The sequence below is a fragment of the Pseudomonas sp. NPDC077649 genome, from assembly GCF_044542855.1.
GTDB lineage: Bacteria > Pseudomonadota > Gammaproteobacteria > Pseudomonadales > Pseudomonadaceae > Aquipseudomonas.
Genome location: NZ_JBITVF010000003.1, coordinates 283,875 through 302,145, shown reverse-complemented (window position 1 = coordinate 302,145; position 18,271 = coordinate 283,875). Strand labels below are relative to the sequence as shown.

Here is an 18,271-nt window from a genome sequence, read left to right as displayed (position 1 = left end):
GCATCTGAGTAGGGGCGGGCTCTGCTCGCGAACCGCTTCTTCGCGAGCAGCGCTCGCGCCTAGGTGTTCGGGGTGCGGCTCAGGCGCAGCGCATTGAGCACCACCAGCAGCGAGCTGAGCGACATGCCCACCGCGGCCCAGATCGGCGTGATCCAGCCGAGGGCGGCGAAGGGCAGCACCAGGCCATTGTACAGGGTGGCCCAGGTCAGGTTCTCGACGATGATGCGCCGCGTGCGCTTGGCCAGGGTCAGGCCCTGCACCAGGCTGCCCAGGCGGTTGGACAGCAGCACCGCGTCGGCGCTGGTCTTGGCCAGGTCCGAGGCCGAGCCCATGGCCACGCTGATGTCGGCGGCGGCCAGCACCGGCACGTCGTTGACCCCGTCGCCGAGCATCAGCACGCGGCGGCCGGCGCCGTGCAGCTGCTTGAGCACCGCCAGCTTGGCATCCGGGGTCAGGCCGCCGCGGGCATCCTCGATGCCCAGCTGGCGAGCCACCTCGCCTACCATCGGCGAGCTGTCGCCGGACAGCAGGTGGATCTGCCAGCCACGGGCGCGGGCGGCGGCGATCAGCTCGGGCGCATCCTCGCGCAGGCGGTCGTCGAGCACGAACCAGGCCAGCGGCCCTCGTTGATCGCCCAGCAGCAGCCATTGGCCGTGCTCGCCGGCAATCGACGGCACGGCCTGGCCGCTCAGGGCGCAGACGAAGCTGGCCTCGCCGATGCGCAGCAGGCGGCCGTCGACGCGGCCCTGCAGGCCCTGGCCGGGATGGCTGTCGACCGACTCGGCGGCGCGCGGCGCCTGGCCGAAGGCGCGCGCGATGGGGTGTTCGGAGCGGTTCTCCAGGGCCGCGGCCAGTGCCAGGCAGGCGTCCTGGTCCAGCTCGCGCAGCGGCTGGATGGCCCTGAGCGTCAGACGGCCCTCGGTCAGGGTGCCGGTCTTGTCCAGCACCAGGGTGTCGATCTGGTTGAGCCCTTCGAGCACATGGCCGCGGGTCAGCAGCATGCCCAGTTTGTGCAGGCTGCCGGTGGCGGTGGTCAAGGCGGTGGGGGTGGCCAGCGCCAGCGCGCAGGGGCAGGTGGCCACCAGCAGCGAGAGCACCACCCAGAAGGCGCGCTCGGCATCGATCTGCCACCAGGCCAGGCCGACCAGCGCCGCGGCGATCAGGATAAACAGCAGGAACCACTGCGCCACCCGGTCGGCGATCTCCGCCAGGCGCGGCTTCTCGCTCTGCGCCCGCTCCAGCAGGCGGACTATGGCCGACAGACGGGTGGCGTCGCCCAGGGCCTGTACCTCGATGGTCAGCGGCCCTTCGACGTTGAGCGTGCCGGCGGTAACGCTGTCGCCGACGCTGCGCGGCTGCGGCAGGTATTCGCCGGTGAGCAGCGACTCGTCGACGCTGGACTGGCCGGCCAGCACGCGGCCGTCGGCGGGAATCAGTGCGCCGGGCTGGACCAGCACGCGTTCACCGGTCTGCAGTTCGCTGAGCAGCACGCGCTGGCTCTGGCCGCCTTGGTCCAGACGCAGGCAGGAGGCCGGCAGCAGCTTGACCAGCTGCGCGGTGGCCGCCGCCGTGCGTTCGCGGGCGCGCCGCTCCAGATAACGGCCGGCCAGCAGGAACAGGGCGAACATGCCCACCGCATCGAAGTACAGCTCGCCCTGGCCGGTGACGGTGGACCAGATGCCGGCGACGTAGGCGCCGCCGATGGCCAGCGACACCGAGACGTCCATGGTCAGGTGGCGGGTGCGCAGGTCGCGCAGGGCGCCGCGGAAGAACTGGCCGCAGCAGTAGAAGACGATGGGGGTGGTGAGGAACAGGCTGGTCCAGCGCAGGATCTTGTCCAGCTCTGGCGACAGGTCGATGTTGAATTCCGGCCAGGTGGCCATGGTCGCCATCATCACCTGCATCCACAGCAGCCCGGCAACGCCCAGCTCGCGCATGCTGCGGCGGTTCTCCGCGGCCAGGCGCGCGGCGGCCTGGTCGGCCTGCCAGGGGTGGCCGGCATAGCCGATGCGGCGCAGCTCGGCGAGCAGCTGGCTGAGCGGCAGCTGGCTGTCGCTCCAGCGCACCTGCAGGCGGTGGTTGGACAGGTTCAGGTGCGCCTCGGCGACCCCGGGCACGCCGCGCAGGTGTTTCTCGATCAGCCAGCCGCAGGCGGCGCAGCTGATGCCTTCGATCAGCAGCTGGGTCTCGCTCAGCTCGCCGTCCTGCTGAACGAAGGGCTGCTGCACCTCGCTGCGGTCGTACAGCGCCAGCTCGTCCGGCAGGGCCTGGGGCAGCGCCTGCGGGTTGGCGGCGTTCTCGCTGCGGTGCTTGTAGTAGTGCTCCAGGCCGCCGGCGACTATGGCCTCGGCCACCGCCTGGCAGCCGGGGCAGCACATTTCACGGCTCTGGCCGAGCACCTCGGCACGATAACGGCTGCCGGCGGGAACCGGCAGGCCGCAGTGGTAGCAGGGAGTAGGGGCGGGCATCGGCAGGGTCAGTAGGAGGGGTTGTCACCGATCATGATGGTCTGGCCATCGGCGATGTTCTCTTCCTCGAACAGGCGCCAGCTCTGGCTGCCTTCCTGGCCGAGCAGTTCGACGAAGCGGCGGCCGCTGACCTGGTCGACCATCTGCCCACGGTACTGGCCATCGGCGCCGGGTTGCAGGATGACGCGGCGATCGCGCTCCGGCTGGGTCGGCGAGATCAGGTTGAGGACGATCTGCTGCGGCCGGCTGTTGCCTTGCAGGCTCAGGGTCGCGGTGCCGGTGCTGTCGTCGAGCACCAGCTCGCCGTGCAGCTGCAGGCGCTCGGCCAGCTTCTCGCGCTCCAGCGACTGGTTGATGCCCTTGCCGACGTCGTAGTAGTCGTCGGAGATCAGCCCCGGCGGATTCTTGGTGGCGATGGTGAGCAGGGTCAGACCCTGCACCACCGAATAGCCCAGCAAGAACAGGATGAACCAGGGCCAGAACTGCTTGTACCAGGGTTTGACGGGCGAAGGGGTTTGCTCGGACATGCTCTTTCCGTTGTCAGCGGACGCTCGGGCCGATAAAGCGGCTGTCGGCGTCGTTCTCGATACTGGGGTCGTCCAGCGCGCGCACGCGGAAGACGATTCCGTTGGCGCTGGAGGGCAGTTTCTCCGGGGCGATGGACAGCTCTACCGGGAAGGCATACACCTCGCCGGCCAGCGCCCGCACCTCGCGCTTGCCCTCGTAGACCAGGCCGTCGAGGCCTTCGGCCTCGACCAGGTAGGTCATGTCGCGCTGCGCCTTGTTCATGATCTTCAGGGTGTAGACGTTCTCGATGTGGCCGCGCTCGTTCTCGCGGAACAGCACGCGGTCCTTGATCACGTCCAGCTCCACCAGCGGGCGGGTGGCCACCGCCCAGGCGAACAGGCCGATCATCGCCAGCAGCGCGACGGCGTAGCCTATCAGGCGCGGGCGCAGCAGGTGGGTCTTGTGCCCGGAAAGATTGTGTTCGGTTGTGTAGCTGATCAGCCCCTTGGGGTAGTTCATCTTCTCCATGATGCTGTCGCAGGCGTCGATGCAGGCGGCGCAGCCGATGCACTCGATCTGCAGGCCGTCGCGGATGTCGATGCCGGTGGGGCAGACCTGCACGCACATCTTGCAGTCGATGCAGTCGCCCAGGCCCTGGGCCTTGTAGTCGGCGTCCTTCTTGCGCGGGCCGCGGCTCTCGCCGCGGCGCGGGTCGTAGGAAACGATCAGGGTGTCCTGGTCGAACATCACGCTCTGGAAGCGTGCGTAGGGGCACATGTAGATGCACACCTGCTCGCGCAGCCAGCCGGCGTTGCCGTAGGTGGCCAGGGTAAAGAAGCCGACCCAGAACACCGCCCAGCCGTTGGCCTGGAAGGTCAGCAGTTCGGGGATCAGTTCGCGGATCGGCGCGAAGTAGCCGACGAAGGTCAGCGCGGTGACCAGCGAGACGCCGAGCCAGATGCCGTGCTTGGCGGCCTTGCGCGCCAGCTTGGCGCCGCTCATGGGTTGTTTGTCCAGCTTCATGCGCTGGTTGCGGTCGCCCTCGGTGACCTTCTCCGCCCACATGAACACCCAGGTCCACACGCTCTGCGGGCAGGTGTAGCCGCACCAGACGCGGCCGGCGAACACGGTGATGAAGAACAAGCCGAAGGCGCAGATGATCAGCAGCCAGGACAGCAGCATGAAATCCTGCGGCCAGTAGCTGGCGCCGAAGATGTGGAATTTGCGTTCCGGCAGGTTCCACCAGACGGCCTGGCGACCATCCCAGTTCAGCCACACGGTACCGAAGAACAGCAGGAAGAGGAGGGCGCCACCAGCGAGTCGAAGGTTGCGAAACAGACCGGTGAATGCGCGGGTGTAGATCTTCTCGCGACTGGCGTAGAGGTCGACGCTGGCATTCTTGGCAGAAGGAGGGGTGACGTCCTGGACGGGGATCTGTTCGCTCATCAATGCATACCAAAGCGGTTGGTTGGCAGCCCGGGCCGATACGTGCCGGTCAGGGTCAATTCACGGTAGCTACATGGTACGCCCGAAAGACAACGCCCGGGTGCGACCAGCGGTCGCGTCCCGGGCGTTCATTGACCCTTGTCAACAGAGTCGTTCTGCGATTACTGCTCTTCGGCCTTGTGCGACAGGCTGTACACGTAAGCGGCCAGCAGGTGCACCTTGTCGTTGCCGAGGAATTCTTCCTGGGCCGGCATGTTGCCGTGACGACCGTAGCGGATGCTCTGCTGCAGTTGCGCATAGCTGCTGCCGTAGATGAAGGCTGCCGGGTTGGTCAGGTTGGGCGCGCCCATGGCCGGGGTACCCTTGCCGTCGGCGCCGTGGCAGGCGAAGCAGGTACCGGCGAAGACCTTCTGGCCCGCTGCGATATCGGCTTCCACGCCTTCCGGCAGTTCACGACCAGCCAGCTCGGTCAGCACGTAGGCGGCGACGTTGCGCACGCCGTCTTCGCCGATGGCCGGGCCCTGGGCCGGCATGGCGCCCTGGCGGCCAGCGAGGATGGTGGTCTTGATGGTTTCCGGCTCGCCGCCCCAGCGCCATTCGCTGTCGGTCAGGTTGGGGAAACCGTAGCTGCCCTTGGCGTCGGAGCCGTGGCAGACCGAGCAGTTGGAGGCGAACAGGCGACCGCCCATTTTCAGGGCTTGTTCGTCCTTGGCCACTTCCTCGATCGGCATGGCGGCATATTTGGCGAACAGCGGGCCGTATTGCTCGTCGGCACGCGCCATTTCCTTTTCCCACTGGTGCACGCCGGTCCAGCCAGTGTGACGCATGGAGCCGTCGGCGATCTGTACGCCAGCAGCGAAGGGGGTCTGCTTGTCGCTGTCGACGTAGTCGTAGCCCGGCAGCACGCCTTTCCAGTTGCCCAGGCCCGGATACAGGGCCAGGTAGCCCAGGGCGAAGACGATGGTGGCGACGAACAGCATGAACCACCACTTGGGCAGCGGGTTGTCATACTCCTCGATGCCGTCGAAGGCATGGCCGACGGTTTCCTCGGTGGTCTCCTGGCGCTGGCCCTTGCGGGTGCCGAAGATCAGCCAGGTCAGGGCGAAGATGGTGCCCAGAGACAGAATGGTTACGTACCAACTCCAGAACGTGGTCATTGGTTATTGCTCCTGGAAGAGTCTTGGTCGCGCTTGGACTCGGGCTCGTCGGCGAAGGGCAGGTTGGCAGCCTCGTCGAAGCTGGACTTGCGCTTGCTGCTGTAGGCCCAGAGCACCACGCCGATGAAGGCGATGAACACCACCGCCGTGCCGATGCCGCGAATCATCCCGATGTCCATAGCGTTTTACCGTTTGTTCTTGATGGAAGTGCCGAGAACCTGCAGGTACGCGACCAGCGCGTCCATTTCGGTCTTGCCTTTCACCGCATCCTTGGCGCCGGCGATGTCCTCGTCGCTGTAGGGGATGCCGAAGCCACGCATGACTTCCATCTTCTTCGCGGTGTCGCGGCCGTCGAGCTTGTTCTCCACCAGCCAGGGGTAGGCGGGCATCTTCGACTCGGGCACGACGTTGCGCGGGTTGTACAGGTGGGCGCGGTGCCACTCGTCCGAGTAGCGGCCGCCGACGCGGGCCAGGTCCGGGCCGGTACGCTTGGAGCCCCACAGGAAGGGGTGATCCCAAACGCTTTCGCCAGCGACGGAGTAGTGGCCGTAGCGCTCGGTCTCGGCGCGGAACGGACGGATCATCTGCGAGTGGCAGCCGACGCAGCCTTCCTTGATGTAGATGTCGCGACCTTCCAGCTGCAGCGCGGTGTAGGGCTTGAGGCCCTCCACCGGCTCGTTGGTGACGTCCTGGAAGAACAGCGGGACGATCTGCGTCAGGCCGCCGATGCTGACGGCGATCACCATCAGCAGCGCCATCAGGCCGATATTCTTCTCGATGATTTCGTGTTTCATCAGTGAGTGCTCCCCGCGGTGAACTGCGCAGCCGCTTCGTATTCAGCCGGCTTGGCGGCACGCACGGTGCGGTAGGTGTTGTAGGCCATCAACAGCATGCCGGTGACGAAGAAGGCGCCGCCGATCATGCGCACGATGTAGCCGGGGTGGCTGGCTTCCAGCGCTTCGACGAAGGAGTAGGTGAGGGTGCCGTCCTCGTTCACCGCGCGCCACATCAGGCCCTGGGTGATGCCGTTGACCCACATCGAGGCGATGTACAGCACGGTGCCGATGGTGGCCAGCCAGAAGTGGGCGTTGATCAGGCCGACGCTGTGCATCTGCTCGCGGCCGAACACCTTGGGAATCAGGTGATAGAGCGAGCCGATGGAGATCATCGCGACCCAGCCGAGCGCGCCGGCGTGGACGTGGCCGATGGTCCAGTCGGTGTAGTGCGACAGGGCGTTGACGGTCTTGATCGCCATCATCGGGCCTTCGAAGGTCGACATGCCGTAGAACGCCAGGGAAACGACCAAAAAGCGCAGGATCGGGTCGGTGCGCAGCTTATGCCAGGCGCCGGACAGGCTCATCATGCCGTTGATCATGCCGCCCCAGCTCGGTGCCAGCAGAATCACCGACATGGCCATGCCCAGGGACTGGGCCCAGTCCGGCAGCGCGGTGTAGTGCAGGTGGTGCGGGCCGGCCCAGATGTACAGGGTGATCAGCGCCCAGAAGTGCACGATGGACAGGCGGTAGGAGTAGATCGGACGCTCGGCCTGCTTGGGTACGAAGTAGTACATCATGCCGAGGAAGCCGGTGGTCAGGAAGAAGCCCACGGCGTTGTGGCCGTACCACCACTGGATCATCGCGTCGGTGGCGCCGGCGTACATGGAGTACGACTTGAACAGGCTGACCGGCATTTCCATGCTGTTGACGATGTGCAGCATGGCGGTGACCAGGATGAAGGCGCCGAAGAACCAGTTGCCCACATAGATGTGCTTGGTCCGACGCTTGACGATGGTGCCGAAGAACACCACCAGGTAGGTCACCCAGACCACGCCCAGGAGGATGTCGATCGGCCACTCCAGCTCGGCGTATTCCTTGGAGCTGGTGTAGCCCATGGGCAGGGTGATCACGGCGAGCACGATCACCGCTTGCCAACCCCAGAAGGTGAAGGCAGCCAGACCGTCGGAGATCAGGCGCGCCTGGCAGGTGCGCTGAACCACGTAGTACGAGGTGGCGAACAGTGCGCATCCGCCGAAGGCGAAGATCACCGCGTTGGTGTGCAGCGGGCGCAGACGGCCGAAGCTGGTCCACGGCAGGTTCAGGTTGAGTTCCGGCCACACGAGTTGTGCGGCGATGAACACACCTAGACCCATCCCAATGACCCCCCAGATCACCGTCATAATGGCGAACTGGCGGACCACCTTATAGTTATAAGCAGTCTGACTGATTGCTGTGCTCATGCTAGGGGTTCCACGGTTAATGGAGTTTTATGGGGCAAAAATCGGCGGCAAGTATGGAGAAAGCAGGTAGCCATTGCAACGCAACATACCGACGCGATTAGGGTTTCAGAGCCTTTCGCGTGCCTTGGCCGGGGGCCTCGGTAGTGGCGTTGGCAGACTTTTGCGCAACCAGTTTGCGCGGCGCTAAGAAGGGATCGCCTTGGAGTTGTGGCAGATGGCGACTGAAAGGCAGCTTAGCCCAGTTCAAGGGAATTGCCGGGCTATTGGTCGGCGGGTGCGACACTGGGTCGCAGACATATAAAGGAAGGGCCGGCGACCCGTTTGCAGTCGCCGGCAGGCTGAGGGTTACTCGGCGTCGCCCTGGCTCAGCTTGAGCACGTAGGCGGCCAGCAGGTGGGCCTTGTCGTTGCCGAGGAAGTCTTCCTGGGCGGGCATGTTGCCGCTGCGGCCGTAGCGGATGGTCTGCTGCAGCTGGGCGAAGCTGCTGCCGTAGATAAAGGCGCCGGGCTGACGCAGGTTGGGCGCGCCCATCAGCGCCATGCCGCTGCCGTCCTGGCCATGGCACGCCGAGCAGGTGCTGGCGAAGATCTGCTGGCCGGCGGCGAGGTCGGCCTGCGCATCGTCCGGCAGCTCGCGGCCGCCCAGCTCGCTGAGGACGTAGGCGGCGACGTTGCGCACGCCGTCCTCGCCGATGGCCGGGCCTTGCGCCGGCATCATGCCGATGCGGCCTTTGAGGATGCTGGTCTTGATCGTCTCCGCCGCGCCGCCCCAGCGCCAGCTGCCGTCGGCCAGGTTGGGGAAGCCGTAGCTGCCCTTGGCGTCGGAGCCGTGGCAGACCGAGCAGTTGGAGGCGAACAGGCGGCCGCCCATCTTCAGCGCCTGCTCGTCCTTGGCCACCTCCTCGATGGGCATGGCGGCGAACTTGGCGAAGATCGGCCCGTACTCCTCGTCGGCGCGGTCCATCTCGCGCTGCCACTGGGCGACCTGGGTCCAGCCGCCTTCGTAGCCCGGCAGCCAGCCCCTGAAGTTGCCCAGGCCGGGGTAGAGCAGCAGGTAGGCGATGGAGAACAGCAGGGTGCCGAGGAACAGCATGAACCACCACTTGGGCAGCGGGTTGTCGTATTCCTCGATGCCGTCGAAGGCATGGCCCATGGTCTGCTCGGTGGGGTTCTTGTGCACCTCGCTCTTGCGGGTGGCGAAGATCAGCCAGAACAGGGCGACCAGGGTGCCGATGGTCAGCAGGGTGATGTACCAGCTCCAGAAGGGGGTCATGCGTCAGTCCTCGAAACGGCGGGCTTGGCTTCGTCGGCGAAGGGCAGGTTGGCCGCAGCGGCGAAAGCGTCGCGGCGTTTGCCGCTGTAGGCCCAGAGGGTCACGGCGGTGAAGGCGATCAGTACCAGGGCGGTGCCCAGACCGCGCAGGGTGCCGACATCGATCAGCTCGAACATGGCGTTCACCTCTTGTTCTTCACGGCGGTGCCGAGCACCTGGAGATAGGCGACCAGGGCGTCCATCTCGCTCTTGCCCTTCACTGCCTCGCCAGCGCCGGCGATATCCGCGTCGCTGTAGGGCACGCCGAGGGTGCGCAGGGCGCTCATCTTCCTGGCGGTGTCCTGGCCGTCGAGCTTGTTCTCCACCAGCCAGGGGTAGGACGGCATCTTCGACTCGGGCACGACGTTGCGCGGGTTGTACAGGTGGGCGCGGTGCCACTCGTCCGAGTAGCGGCCGCCGACCCGTGCCAGGTCCGGGCCGGTACGCTTGGAGCCCCACAGGAAGGGGTGATCCCAAACGCTTTCGCCAGCGACCGAGTAGTGGCCGTAGCGCTCGGTCTCGGCGCGGAACGGACGGATCATCTGCGAGTGGCAGCCGACGCAGCCTTCCTTGATGTAGATATCGCGACCTTCCAGCTGCAGCGCGGTGTAGGGCTTGAGGCCCTCCACCGGCTCGTTGGTGACGTCCTGGAAGAACAGCGGGACGATCTGGGTCAGGCCGCCGATGCTCACCGCGAGGATCATCACCAGGGCCATCAGGCCGATGTTCTTCTCGAGAATCTCGTGTTTCATCAGTGCGCTCCTTCAACCGAGAACTGCGCGGCGGCTTGCACCTCGGCCGGTTTCGCCGCGCGCACGGTCAGCCAGGTGTTCCAGGCCATCAGCAGCATGCCGACGAAGAAGATGGCGCCGCCGATCACCCGCACCACGAAGCCGGGGTGGCTGGCTTCCAGCGCCTCGACGAAGGAGTAGGTGAGGGTGCCGTCCTCGTTCACTGCGCGCCACATCAGGCCCTGGGTGATGCCGTTGACCCACATCGAGGCGATGTACAGCACGGTGCCGATGGTGGCGAGCCAGAAGTGGGCGTTGATCAGGCCGACGCTGTGCATCTGCTCGCGGCCGAACACCTTGGGAATCAGGTGATAGAGCGAGCCGATCGACACCATGGCGACCCAGCCGAGCGCGCCGGCGTGGACGTGGCCGATGGTCCAGTCGGTGTAGTGCGACAGGGCGTTGACGGTCTTGATCGCCATCATCGGGCCCTCGAAGGTGCTCATGCCGTAGAAGGCCAGCGACACCACCAGAAAGCGCAGGATCGGGTCGGTGCGCAGCTTATGCCAGGCCCCGGAGAGGGTCATCATGCCGTTGATCATGCCGCCCCAGCTCGGCGCCAGGAGGATCAGCGACATCACCATGCCGAGGCTCTGCGCCCAGTCCGGCAGGGCGGTGTAGTGCAGGTGGTGCGGGCCGGCCCAGATGTACACCGCGATCAGCGCCCAGAAGTGGACGATGGACAGGCGGTAGGAGTAGACCGGGCGTTCGGCCTGCTTGGGCACGAAGTAGTACATCATCCCGAGGAACCCGGCGGTGAGGAAGAAGCCCACGGCGTTGTGGCCGTACCACCACTGGATCATCGCGTCGGTGGCACCGGCGTACAGCGAGTAGGACTTGGTCAGGGTCACCGGGATCTCCAGGTTGTTGACCACGTGCAGGATCGCCACGGTGAGGATGAAACCGCCGAAGAACCAGTTGCCCACATAGATGTGGCTGACCTTGCGCTTGACGATGGTGCCGAAGAAGACGATGGCGTAGGCGACCCAGACCACCGTGATGAGGAGGTCGATCGGCCATTCCAGTTCGGCGTATTCCTTGGAGCTGGTCCAGCCCAGCGGCAGGCTGATGGCGGCCAGGACGATCACCAGTTGCCAGCCCCAGAAGGTGAAGGCGGCCAGCTTGGGCGCGAACAGCGCGGCCTGGCTGGTGCGCTGCACCGCGTAGTAGCTGGTGGCGAACAGCGCGCAGCCGCCGAAGGCGAAGATCACCGCGTTGGTGTGCAGCGGCCGCAGGCGGCCGAAGCTGGTCCACGGCAGGTTGAAGTTGAGGTCGGGCCAGGCCAGCTGGGCGGCGATGAAAACGCCGAGTCCCATGCCGACGATGCCCCAAACCACCGTCATAATGGCGAACTGGCGAACCACCCTGTAGTTGTAGGCGGAACGGGTTGTTGTGTTCATGTCTGGGTTTCCATCCACGGTTATGGCAGAGCGGCCGATAACCCTGGCGTGCGCAGGCATGAGCAAGCCACGACCGCCACGGATATCGACGCGAGGCAAGCATGAGCAAAGGGCCATCCGGGTTTATTGACGCCGATCAATGCGCGCAGGGGCTGCCCTGGCTGTGGGACAGGCCGGCGGGCGAGGCGCGCGCGACGCTGATCCTCGCCCACGGCGCCGGGGCACCGATGGACAGCGAATTCATGCAGCGCATGGCCCAAGGCCTGGCGGCGCGCGGGGTTGCGGTGCTGCGCTTCGAGTTCGCCTACATGGCCGCGCGGCGTGTGGACGGCAAGCAACGCCCGCCCAATCCACAGGCGCAACTGCTGCAGCAATGGCGCGATGTGCATGCCCGGGTGCGCCAACAGGTCGCAGGGCCGCTGGCCATCGGCGGCAAGTCGATGGGCGGGCGCATGGCCAGTCTGCTGGCCGACGAACTGGGCGCCGACGCCCTGGTCTGCCTGGGCTATCCCTTCTACGCCGCCGGCAAACCGGAAAAGCCGCGGGTCGCGCACCTGGCCGAGCTGCGCACCAAGACGCTGATCGTGCAAGGCGAGCGCGACGCCCTGGGCAATCGTGAGGCGGTGGCCGGCTATGCCCTGGCGCCGGCGATCCGCCTGCACTGGCTGACGGCAGCCGACCACGACCTCAAGCCGCTGAAAAGCTCGGGCTGCAGTCATGAGCAGCACCTGGCCGACGCGGCGCAGGCGGTGGCGGACTTTCTTGCCGGGGCGTCGCAGCCGCGGCTTTAGTTGCGAAGGAGGCAGCAGTGGTGCGCCGCGCGTACCAGCCATAGCGGCTACCCGGGCAAAAAAACCGCCCATAGGGGCGGTGCAGAACATCGGTCGAAGACTTCGACCAGGAGAGAGGGTGTGCGCTGCTGGCCTTGTGTGGCCTGGCGCAAGTCGCCTGGGCCGAGCCGCCGCAGTCAATCGGCTCCGGCTCGGCGGCGACAACTGCCGGCGAGTATGGGCAGTACGCCCGCTGCGGGGAAATCGCTTCTGCCTATCTGCCCCATAGACAAGGCAGCTGCCACCTAACGGGGCGGCGTGCGACCCGTGGGTCACGGCGTTGCACCTCGTTGGTGCGCGGGTCTCGGGTTTTTTTATCAGGTCGTTGAAATAAAAGGAATTACTGCGCTGGCTCGGGCCTTGCAAAGCTCCCCGCAAGTCCGGGTGACAAGGAGTACGGCATGGCCCGCACCTTTTATGACGAGATGTACGACGCGAGCGGCGCAGTCCGCCCGCACTACCGTGAATTTGCCCGCTGGCTGGCAGAGACGCCGGACGAACTGCTGGCCCAGCGCCGCCGCGAAGCCGACCTGCTGTTCCACCGCGCCGGCATCACCTTCACCCTCTATGGCGACGATCAGGGCACCGAGCGCCTGATCCCCTTCGACATCGTCCCGCGCAGCATTCCGATGAGCGAATGGCGCATGGTCGAGCGCGGCTGCATCCAGCGCGTGCAGGCGCTCAACCTGTTCCTCGCCGACCTCTACCACGACCAGCGCATCATCAAGGCCGGCATCATCCCGGCCGAGCAGGTACTGGCCAACGAGGGCTATCAGATGGCCATGCAGGGCCTCGACCTGCACCGCGACATCTACGCGCACATCGCCGGGGTCGACCTGGTGCGTGACGGCGACGGCAGCTACTACGTGCTGGAAGACAACCTGCGCACCCCCAGCGGCGTCAGCTACATGCTCGAAGACCGCAAGATGATGATGCGCCTGTTCCCCGAGCTGTTCGCCGCGCAGCGCGTGGCGCCGGTGGACCACTACCCGAACCTGCTGCTCGACACCCTGAAGAGCTCCAGTGCGCTGGACAACCCTACGGTGGTGGTGCTGACTCCGGGGCGCTTCAACAGCGCCTACTTCGAGCACGCCTTCCTCGCCCGCGAGATGGGCGTGGAGTTGGTGGAGGGCGCCGACCTGTTCGTCCGCGACGACAAGGTGTACATGCGCACCACCGCCGGTGCGCGCCAGGTCGACGTGATCTACCGCCGCCTCGACGACGCCTTCCTCGACCCGCTGGCCTTCAACCCCGACTCCATGCTCGGCGTGCCCGGCCTGCTGGCCGCCTACCGCTCGCGCAACGTGGTGCTGGCCAATGCCATCGGCACCGGGGTGGCGGACGACAAGTCGGTCTACCCCTTCGTCGGCGACATGATCCGCTTCTACCTAGACGAGGAGCCCATCCTGAACAACGTGCCGACCTGGCAGTGCCGCAAGCCGGAGGAACTGTCCCACGTGCTGGCCCACCTGCCCGAGCTGGTGGTCAAGGAAACCCAGGGCTCCGGCGGCTACGGCATGCTGGTCGGGCCGGCGGCGAGCAAGGCCGAGATCGAGGCCTTCCGCGCGCGGCTGATGGCCAAGCCCGAGGCCTACATCGCCCAGCCGACGCTGAGCCTGTCGACCTGCCCGACCTTCGTCGAGCGCGGCATCGCCCCGCGCCATATCGACCTGCGCCCCTTCGTCCTGTCCGGGCGCGAAACCCGCCTGGTGCCCGGCGGCCTGACCCGCGTGGCGCTGCGCGAAGGCTCGCTGGTGGTCAACTCGTCGCAGGGCGGCGGTACCAAGGACACCTGGGTGGTGGAGGACTGAACATGCTGTCGAGAACTGCCTCCGATCTGTACTGGATGTCGCGCTACCTGGAGCGCGCCGAGAACCTCGCGCGCATGCTCGACGTCAGCTACTCGCTGTCGCTGATGCCGCAGGACGGCCGCGGCGACGGCCTCGATGAACTGGCCATGCCGCTGCTGATCACCGGCACCCTGGACGCCTACCTGGAATGTCACGGCCCGCTGCACGCCGAGCGCATGCTGCATTTCTTCGCCCTCGACGCGAGCAACCCGGCGAGCATCTACTGCTGCCTGCAGGCCGCGCGGGCCAACGCCCATGCGGTGCGCGGGCGAATCACCGCGGACATGTGGGAAAACATCAACGCCACCTGGCTGGAGATGCGCGGCATCGCCGAGCAGGGCCTGGGCCGCTACGGCATCAGCCGCTTCTGCGAGTGGGTCAAGGAGCGCTCGCACCTGTTCCGCGGCGCCACCTTCGGCACCATCATGCGCGGCGAGGCCTACCGCTTCATCCGCCTGGGCACCTTCATCGAACGCGCCGACAACACCCTGCGCCTGCTCGATGCGCGCTACGAGATGCTCGGCGAGGAGATCGACGAGCTGGAAGAACGCACCGCGCGCAGCTACTACCAGTGGAATGCGCTGCTGCGTGCGCTGTCGTCGTCCGAGGCCTTCGCCGAGATCTACCGCGGCTCGCCGCGCACGCGCAAGGTCGCCGAACTGCTGCTGCTGCGCCCCGAGGTGCCGCGGTCGCTGCGCGCCTGCATGGAGGAACTCAACCTGATGCTCGCCGGCCTGCCCGGCGACAACGGCCGCTCGGCGCAGCGCCTGGCCGCCGAGCTGGATGCGCGGCTGCGCTACACCGGCATCGACGAAGTGCTCGGCGAAGGCCTGCACGCCTGGCTCACCGACTTCATCCTGTTGGTGCGCCAGCTGGGCAACACCATCCACACGTCCTACCTGGAGGTCGCATGAGACTCTCGATCAGCCACGACACCACCTACCGCTACGACGACCAGGTGCGCGCGAGCATCCAGTACCTGCGCCTGACCCCGCACGACAGCGAGCGCCAGCAGGTGCTCAGCTGGCAGCTCGACCTGCCGCGCCCGGTGCGTGCGCAGCTCGACCCCTACGGCAATATCCTCCATGTGCTGACCCTCGACGAGCCGCACGAGGCCATCGTCATCGGCGCCCGCGGCCAGGTCGATATCGACGAGGCGCGCGAGGCCGAACACGAACGCCAGTCGGCGCTGCCGTTCCTGCGCTTCACCCGCCTGACCGAGGCCGACGACGCCCTGCGCGAGTTCGCCAGCCAGCAGAGCAAGGCGCGCAGCGACCGCAACGCGCTGATCGAGCTGATGCACGCGCTCAACGCCCATATCGCCTACCAGCCGGGGATCACCGCGGTCGACACCAGTGCCGCCGAAGCCTTCGCCGGGCGCCGCGGCGTGTGCCAGGACCACACCCACGCCTTCCTCGCCTGTGCGCGCAGCCTGGGCGTGCCGGCGCGCTACGTGTCCGGCTACCTGTACACCGACAACGCCGCGCACCTGGCCAGCCACGCCTGGGCCGAGGCCTGGCTGGACGGCGCCTGGTACAGCTTCGACGTGACCAACTGCCTGGCCAAGCCGGAGCGCCACCTCAAGCTGGCGGTCGGCCTGGATTACCTCGACGCCTGCCCGGTACGCGGCATGCGCCGCGGCGGTGGCGGCGAGCAGATGCACGCCCTGGTGCAGGTGGCGCCGCTGCTGCAGGTGCAGCAGCAGTAGCCGCGTTGCGCGCTGGCTCGCCCCTACGACCAAAGTGCCGGTTGGACCGGGCGAAAGCAGTATTGTCGGCGCCTCGCGCCGGGGCGACTCTGGGCGCGGACTGCCCCGAGTAGCTGCGATGCATGGCGTTTCACCTTCTTTCTCCGCCGGCCGCCACCGCCTGCGCCTGAGCAATGGCGCCACGCTGGACGTGACGCAGCAGCCCTGGGCCGAGCGGGTGGGCATCTGCCTGCGGGTGGCGGCGGGCAGCCACGACGAGCCGGTCGCCTATCCCGGGCTGGCGCATTTTCTCGAGCACCTGCTGTTTCTCGGCAGCCGCGACTATGGCCCCGAACAGGGGCTGATGGCCTATGCCCAGGGCTGCGGCGGCCAGGTCAACGCCTCGACCCAAGCGCGCCATACCGATTTCCTCTGCGAGCTGCCGGCCGAGCGCCTGCAGCCGGCGCTGGCGCGCCTGTTCGACATGCTGTGCCGGCCGCTGCTGGACAGCGCCGCGCAGCTGCGCGAGCGCGAGGTGCTGCAGGCCGAATACCAGGCGCGCAGCACCGACGCCGACAGCCGCATCGAGCACGCCCTGGGCCAGGCGCTGGCGGCGGGGCACCGCTGCGGCGACTTCCTCGCCGGTGATCGCGCCAGCCTGGCTGTCGAGCAGGCCGCCTTTCAGCAGGCGCTGCACGGCTATCACCGGCGTCATTACCAGGCCGGCAACATGCGCCTGACGCTGGTCGGGCCGCAGTCGCCGGAAGACTTGCTGGCCATCGGCGAGGCCCTGCTGGCGCAGTTGCCCGCTGCCGACTCGCCGACCATCGGCGAATCCCCGCCGCCCATGCTGCCGCTGCGGGCGCCGCGCCTGGGTCTGCAGCAGCGCGCCGCAGCGCTGCACCTGGGCTTTGCCGTGCAACTGAGCGAACCCGGCCTGGCGTCGGCGCTGGCGCTGCTGCTGGACGTGCTGCAGGACCCGGCGCCTGGCGGGCTGCTCGCCGGCCTGCGCCAGGCGCGGCTGTGCCGGCAGTTGCGGGTGCGAGTGCTGTACTGCCACGCCGGGCAGTGCCTGCTGCGCCTGGACTGCACCGCAGCGGCGCGGGGCGCCGCGCTGATCGCCGAACTGCTGGGCTGGCTGCGCCAGGTGCGGGGCGACCCCGCCTGGCCGGCGCGTCTGGCCGACTGGCGTCAGGCCCAGGCCTTGCGCCAGTTCGGCATGGGGCCGCTGGCCTTGGCGCGCAGCCTGCAGGACGCCGAAGCGGAGCTGGACGACGCCCGCCTGCTGCAGACCCTGGGCGCCTTGCTCGCCCAGCTGGCCGGCGGCACTGGGCTGATCGAGCTGGCGTGCGACAACCAGGCGCGACCGCCGTGGCCGGCCACCGGCCTGGCGCTGCCGCTGGCCGCATTGCCGGCGCGCGAGCTGCCTGCAGCGCAGCTGAGCATGGGGCTGGCACCGGTCGAGTCGCTGCTGACGCTGCCCGCGGCGGCCTCGCCCGGCCTGCCGCTCGCGCGCTTGCGTCACCATCCCGGCGCGGCCGCTGGCGGGCCGGCGGCGCTGCATTGGCGCGGCGAGGTGGCCGGGCAGCATGGGCCTGCCGAGCTGCAGGCCCTGCTGCTGGCACGCATCGCCGATCTGCAACGCGGCTGCGAACGCCTGGGCGTCGCCCTGCCGCTTGAGGTGCAGGCAGGCGGCTGGAGCCTGGCGCTGCACGGCGCCGCGGCCCTGTTGCCGGCCTGCAGCGCGCGGCTGTTGCCGCTGTTGCTGGCGCCGCCGACCGAGGCGGCCGAACCGGCCACCGGCGGCCTGCTGCTGCGCCAGTTGCTGCAGCAATTGCCGCAGCTGGGCGGCGGCGGCAGTGGTGGCGGTCTGCAGGGGCTGAGCGTGGGCCTGGGGCCAGGCGAGCGGGCGCAGCTCGACGCGCTGTTCGCCGCGGTCGAACCCTTGCCCGCCGGGCAACCGCTAGCAGCGCGAAACCACGAGCTGCTGTGGCGCGAGGTGGAGCAGCCGGGCAGCGAGGCGGCGCTGGTGCTGCTATGCCCGCTGGCGGATATCGAGCCGCGCAGCGAGGCGGCCTGGCGCCTGCTCGGGCAGCTGCTGCAGGGGGCCTTCTACCGCCGCCTGCGCGGCGAGCTGCAACTGGGCTATGCGCTGTTTGCCGGTTACCGCCAGGTGCAGAGCGAGCGCGCGCTGCTGTTCGCCCTGCAGTCGCCGGTGTGCGAGGCGGCCGGCATCTTCGAGCATATCCACACCTTTCTCGATCAGCAGCGCCAGCGCCTCGCCGCGCTGTCGGCGGCGGAGTTCGCCCGCTGCCGCGACGAGCTGGCGCAGGCCCTTCGTGCGCCCAAGAGCAACCTGGCCCGCGCCGAACAGTTGTGGCAGCTGCAGCTGGCCGGGCTGAGCGAGGCGCACCCGCAACGGGTGCGCCAGGCGCTGGCCGAGTTGACGCCGGACGAGCTGCAGGCGGCTTATGCGCAGTTGATGCAAAGCGGCAGCTGGCGGGTGCTGGCCAGCGGGTCTGGGCCGCGCGTCTAAGCGTGCTTTTCTTGGCTATGCCCCTGCTAGCCGTTGCTCGGGCTCCAAGGAAG

General features: G+C 67.6%; 16 protein-coding genes. 5 read left to right on the top strand and 11 right to left on the bottom strand.

Annotated elements, in window-relative coordinates; translation table 11 throughout:
• Positions 1–59 precede the first annotated feature (59 nt).
• The 11 genes from ACIGFL_RS11735 to ccoN (ACIGFL_RS11685) form a co-directional block, all read right to left on the bottom strand.
• Complete coding sequence (locus ACIGFL_RS11735; protein ID WP_397497302.1) at positions 60–2,468, bottom strand: heavy metal translocating P-type ATPase; 2,409 nt, start codon at positions 2,466–2,468, stop codon at positions 60–62.
• An 8-nt stretch (positions 2,469–2,476) separates the two neighbouring features.
• Positions 2,477–2,995, bottom strand: coding sequence for a FixH family protein (locus ACIGFL_RS11730; RefSeq protein ID WP_021442862.1), 519 nt, complete (start codon positions 2,993–2,995; stop codon positions 2,477–2,479).
• A 13-nt stretch (positions 2,996–3,008) separates the two neighbouring features.
• On the bottom strand, positions 3,009–4,421 hold the full coding sequence (ccoG, locus tag ACIGFL_RS11725; RefSeq protein ID WP_397497301.1) for a cytochrome c oxidase accessory protein CcoG: 1,413 nt from the start codon (positions 4,419–4,421) through the stop codon (positions 3,009–3,011).
• A gap of 161 nt (positions 4,422–4,582) precedes the next feature.
• Complete coding sequence (ccoP, locus tag ACIGFL_RS11720; RefSeq protein ID WP_021442860.1) at positions 4,583–5,578, bottom strand: cytochrome-c oxidase, cbb3-type subunit III; 996 nt, start codon at positions 5,576–5,578, stop codon at positions 4,583–4,585.
• The gene (locus tag ACIGFL_RS11715; RefSeq protein ID WP_021442859.1) at positions 5,575–5,757 is read right to left on the bottom strand and encodes a CcoQ/FixQ family Cbb3-type cytochrome c oxidase assembly chaperone; all 183 of its coding nucleotides are present in this window, start codon (positions 5,755–5,757) and stop codon (positions 5,575–5,577) included. The genes ccoP (ACIGFL_RS11720) and ACIGFL_RS11715 overlap by 4 nt, the downstream gene beginning before the upstream one ends.
• Positions 5,758–5,763: 6 nt before the next feature.
• Complete coding sequence (gene ccoO / locus ACIGFL_RS11710) at positions 5,764–6,372, bottom strand: cytochrome-c oxidase, cbb3-type subunit II (RefSeq protein ID WP_021442858.1); 609 nt, start codon at positions 6,370–6,372, stop codon at positions 5,764–5,766.
• Positions 6,372–7,814 (bottom strand): cytochrome-c oxidase, cbb3-type subunit I, encoded by a 1,443-nt coding sequence (ccoN, locus tag ACIGFL_RS11705; protein WP_397497300.1) that lies wholly within the window; start codon positions 7,812–7,814, stop codon positions 6,372–6,374. The genes ccoO (ACIGFL_RS11710) and ccoN (ACIGFL_RS11705) overlap by 1 nt, the downstream gene beginning before the upstream one ends.
• 345 nt (positions 7,815–8,159) lie before the next feature.
• Positions 8,160–9,086 (bottom strand): cytochrome-c oxidase, cbb3-type subunit III, encoded by a 927-nt coding sequence (ccoP, locus tag ACIGFL_RS11700; protein ID WP_397497299.1) that lies wholly within the window; start codon positions 9,084–9,086, stop codon positions 8,160–8,162.
• Entirely contained in the window at positions 9,083–9,262 is a 180-nt protein-coding gene (locus ACIGFL_RS11695) for a CcoQ/FixQ family Cbb3-type cytochrome c oxidase assembly chaperone (protein ID WP_021442855.1), read from the bottom strand. The genes ccoP (ACIGFL_RS11700) and ACIGFL_RS11695 overlap by 4 nt, the downstream gene beginning before the upstream one ends.
• Before the next feature lie 5 nt (positions 9,263–9,267).
• A complete protein-coding gene (gene ccoO / locus ACIGFL_RS11690) occupies positions 9,268–9,876 on the bottom strand; it encodes a cytochrome-c oxidase, cbb3-type subunit II (protein ID WP_397497298.1) in 609 nt (202 codons plus the stop codon).
• Positions 9,876–11,315 (bottom strand): cytochrome-c oxidase, cbb3-type subunit I, encoded by a 1,440-nt coding sequence (ccoN, locus tag ACIGFL_RS11685; RefSeq protein WP_397497297.1) that lies wholly within the window; start codon positions 11,313–11,315, stop codon positions 9,876–9,878. Before ccoN (ACIGFL_RS11685) ends, ccoO (ACIGFL_RS11690) begins: the two co-directional genes overlap by 1 nt.
• Before the next feature lie 101 nt (positions 11,316–11,416).
• Between ccoN (ACIGFL_RS11685) and ACIGFL_RS11680 the strand changes: the two genes are divergently transcribed.
• From ACIGFL_RS11680 to pqqF, 5 genes are all read left to right on the top strand, one after another.
• Complete coding sequence (locus ACIGFL_RS11680; RefSeq protein WP_021442852.1) at positions 11,417–12,106, top strand: alpha/beta family hydrolase; 690 nt, start codon at positions 11,417–11,419, stop codon at positions 12,104–12,106.
• A gap of 440 nt (positions 12,107–12,546) precedes the next feature.
• Positions 12,547–13,956 (top strand): circularly permuted type 2 ATP-grasp protein, encoded by a 1,410-nt coding sequence (locus ACIGFL_RS11675; protein WP_021442851.1) that lies wholly within the window; start codon positions 12,547–12,549, stop codon positions 13,954–13,956.
• Positions 13,957–13,958: 2 nt separating this feature from the next.
• On the top strand, positions 13,959–14,909 hold the full coding sequence (locus ACIGFL_RS11670) for an alpha-E domain-containing protein (RefSeq protein ID WP_021442850.1): 951 nt from the start codon (positions 13,959–13,961) through the stop codon (positions 14,907–14,909).
• Complete coding sequence (locus tag ACIGFL_RS11665; protein WP_021442849.1) at positions 14,906–15,703, top strand: transglutaminase family protein; 798 nt, start codon at positions 14,906–14,908, stop codon at positions 15,701–15,703. Before ACIGFL_RS11670 ends, ACIGFL_RS11665 begins: the two co-directional genes overlap by 4 nt.
• 118 nt (positions 15,704–15,821) lie before the next feature.
• Complete coding sequence (pqqF, locus tag ACIGFL_RS11660) at positions 15,822–18,218, top strand: pyrroloquinoline quinone biosynthesis protein PqqF (RefSeq protein WP_397497296.1); 2,397 nt, start codon at positions 15,822–15,824, stop codon at positions 18,216–18,218.
• Positions 18,219–18,271: the final 53 nt, after the last annotated feature.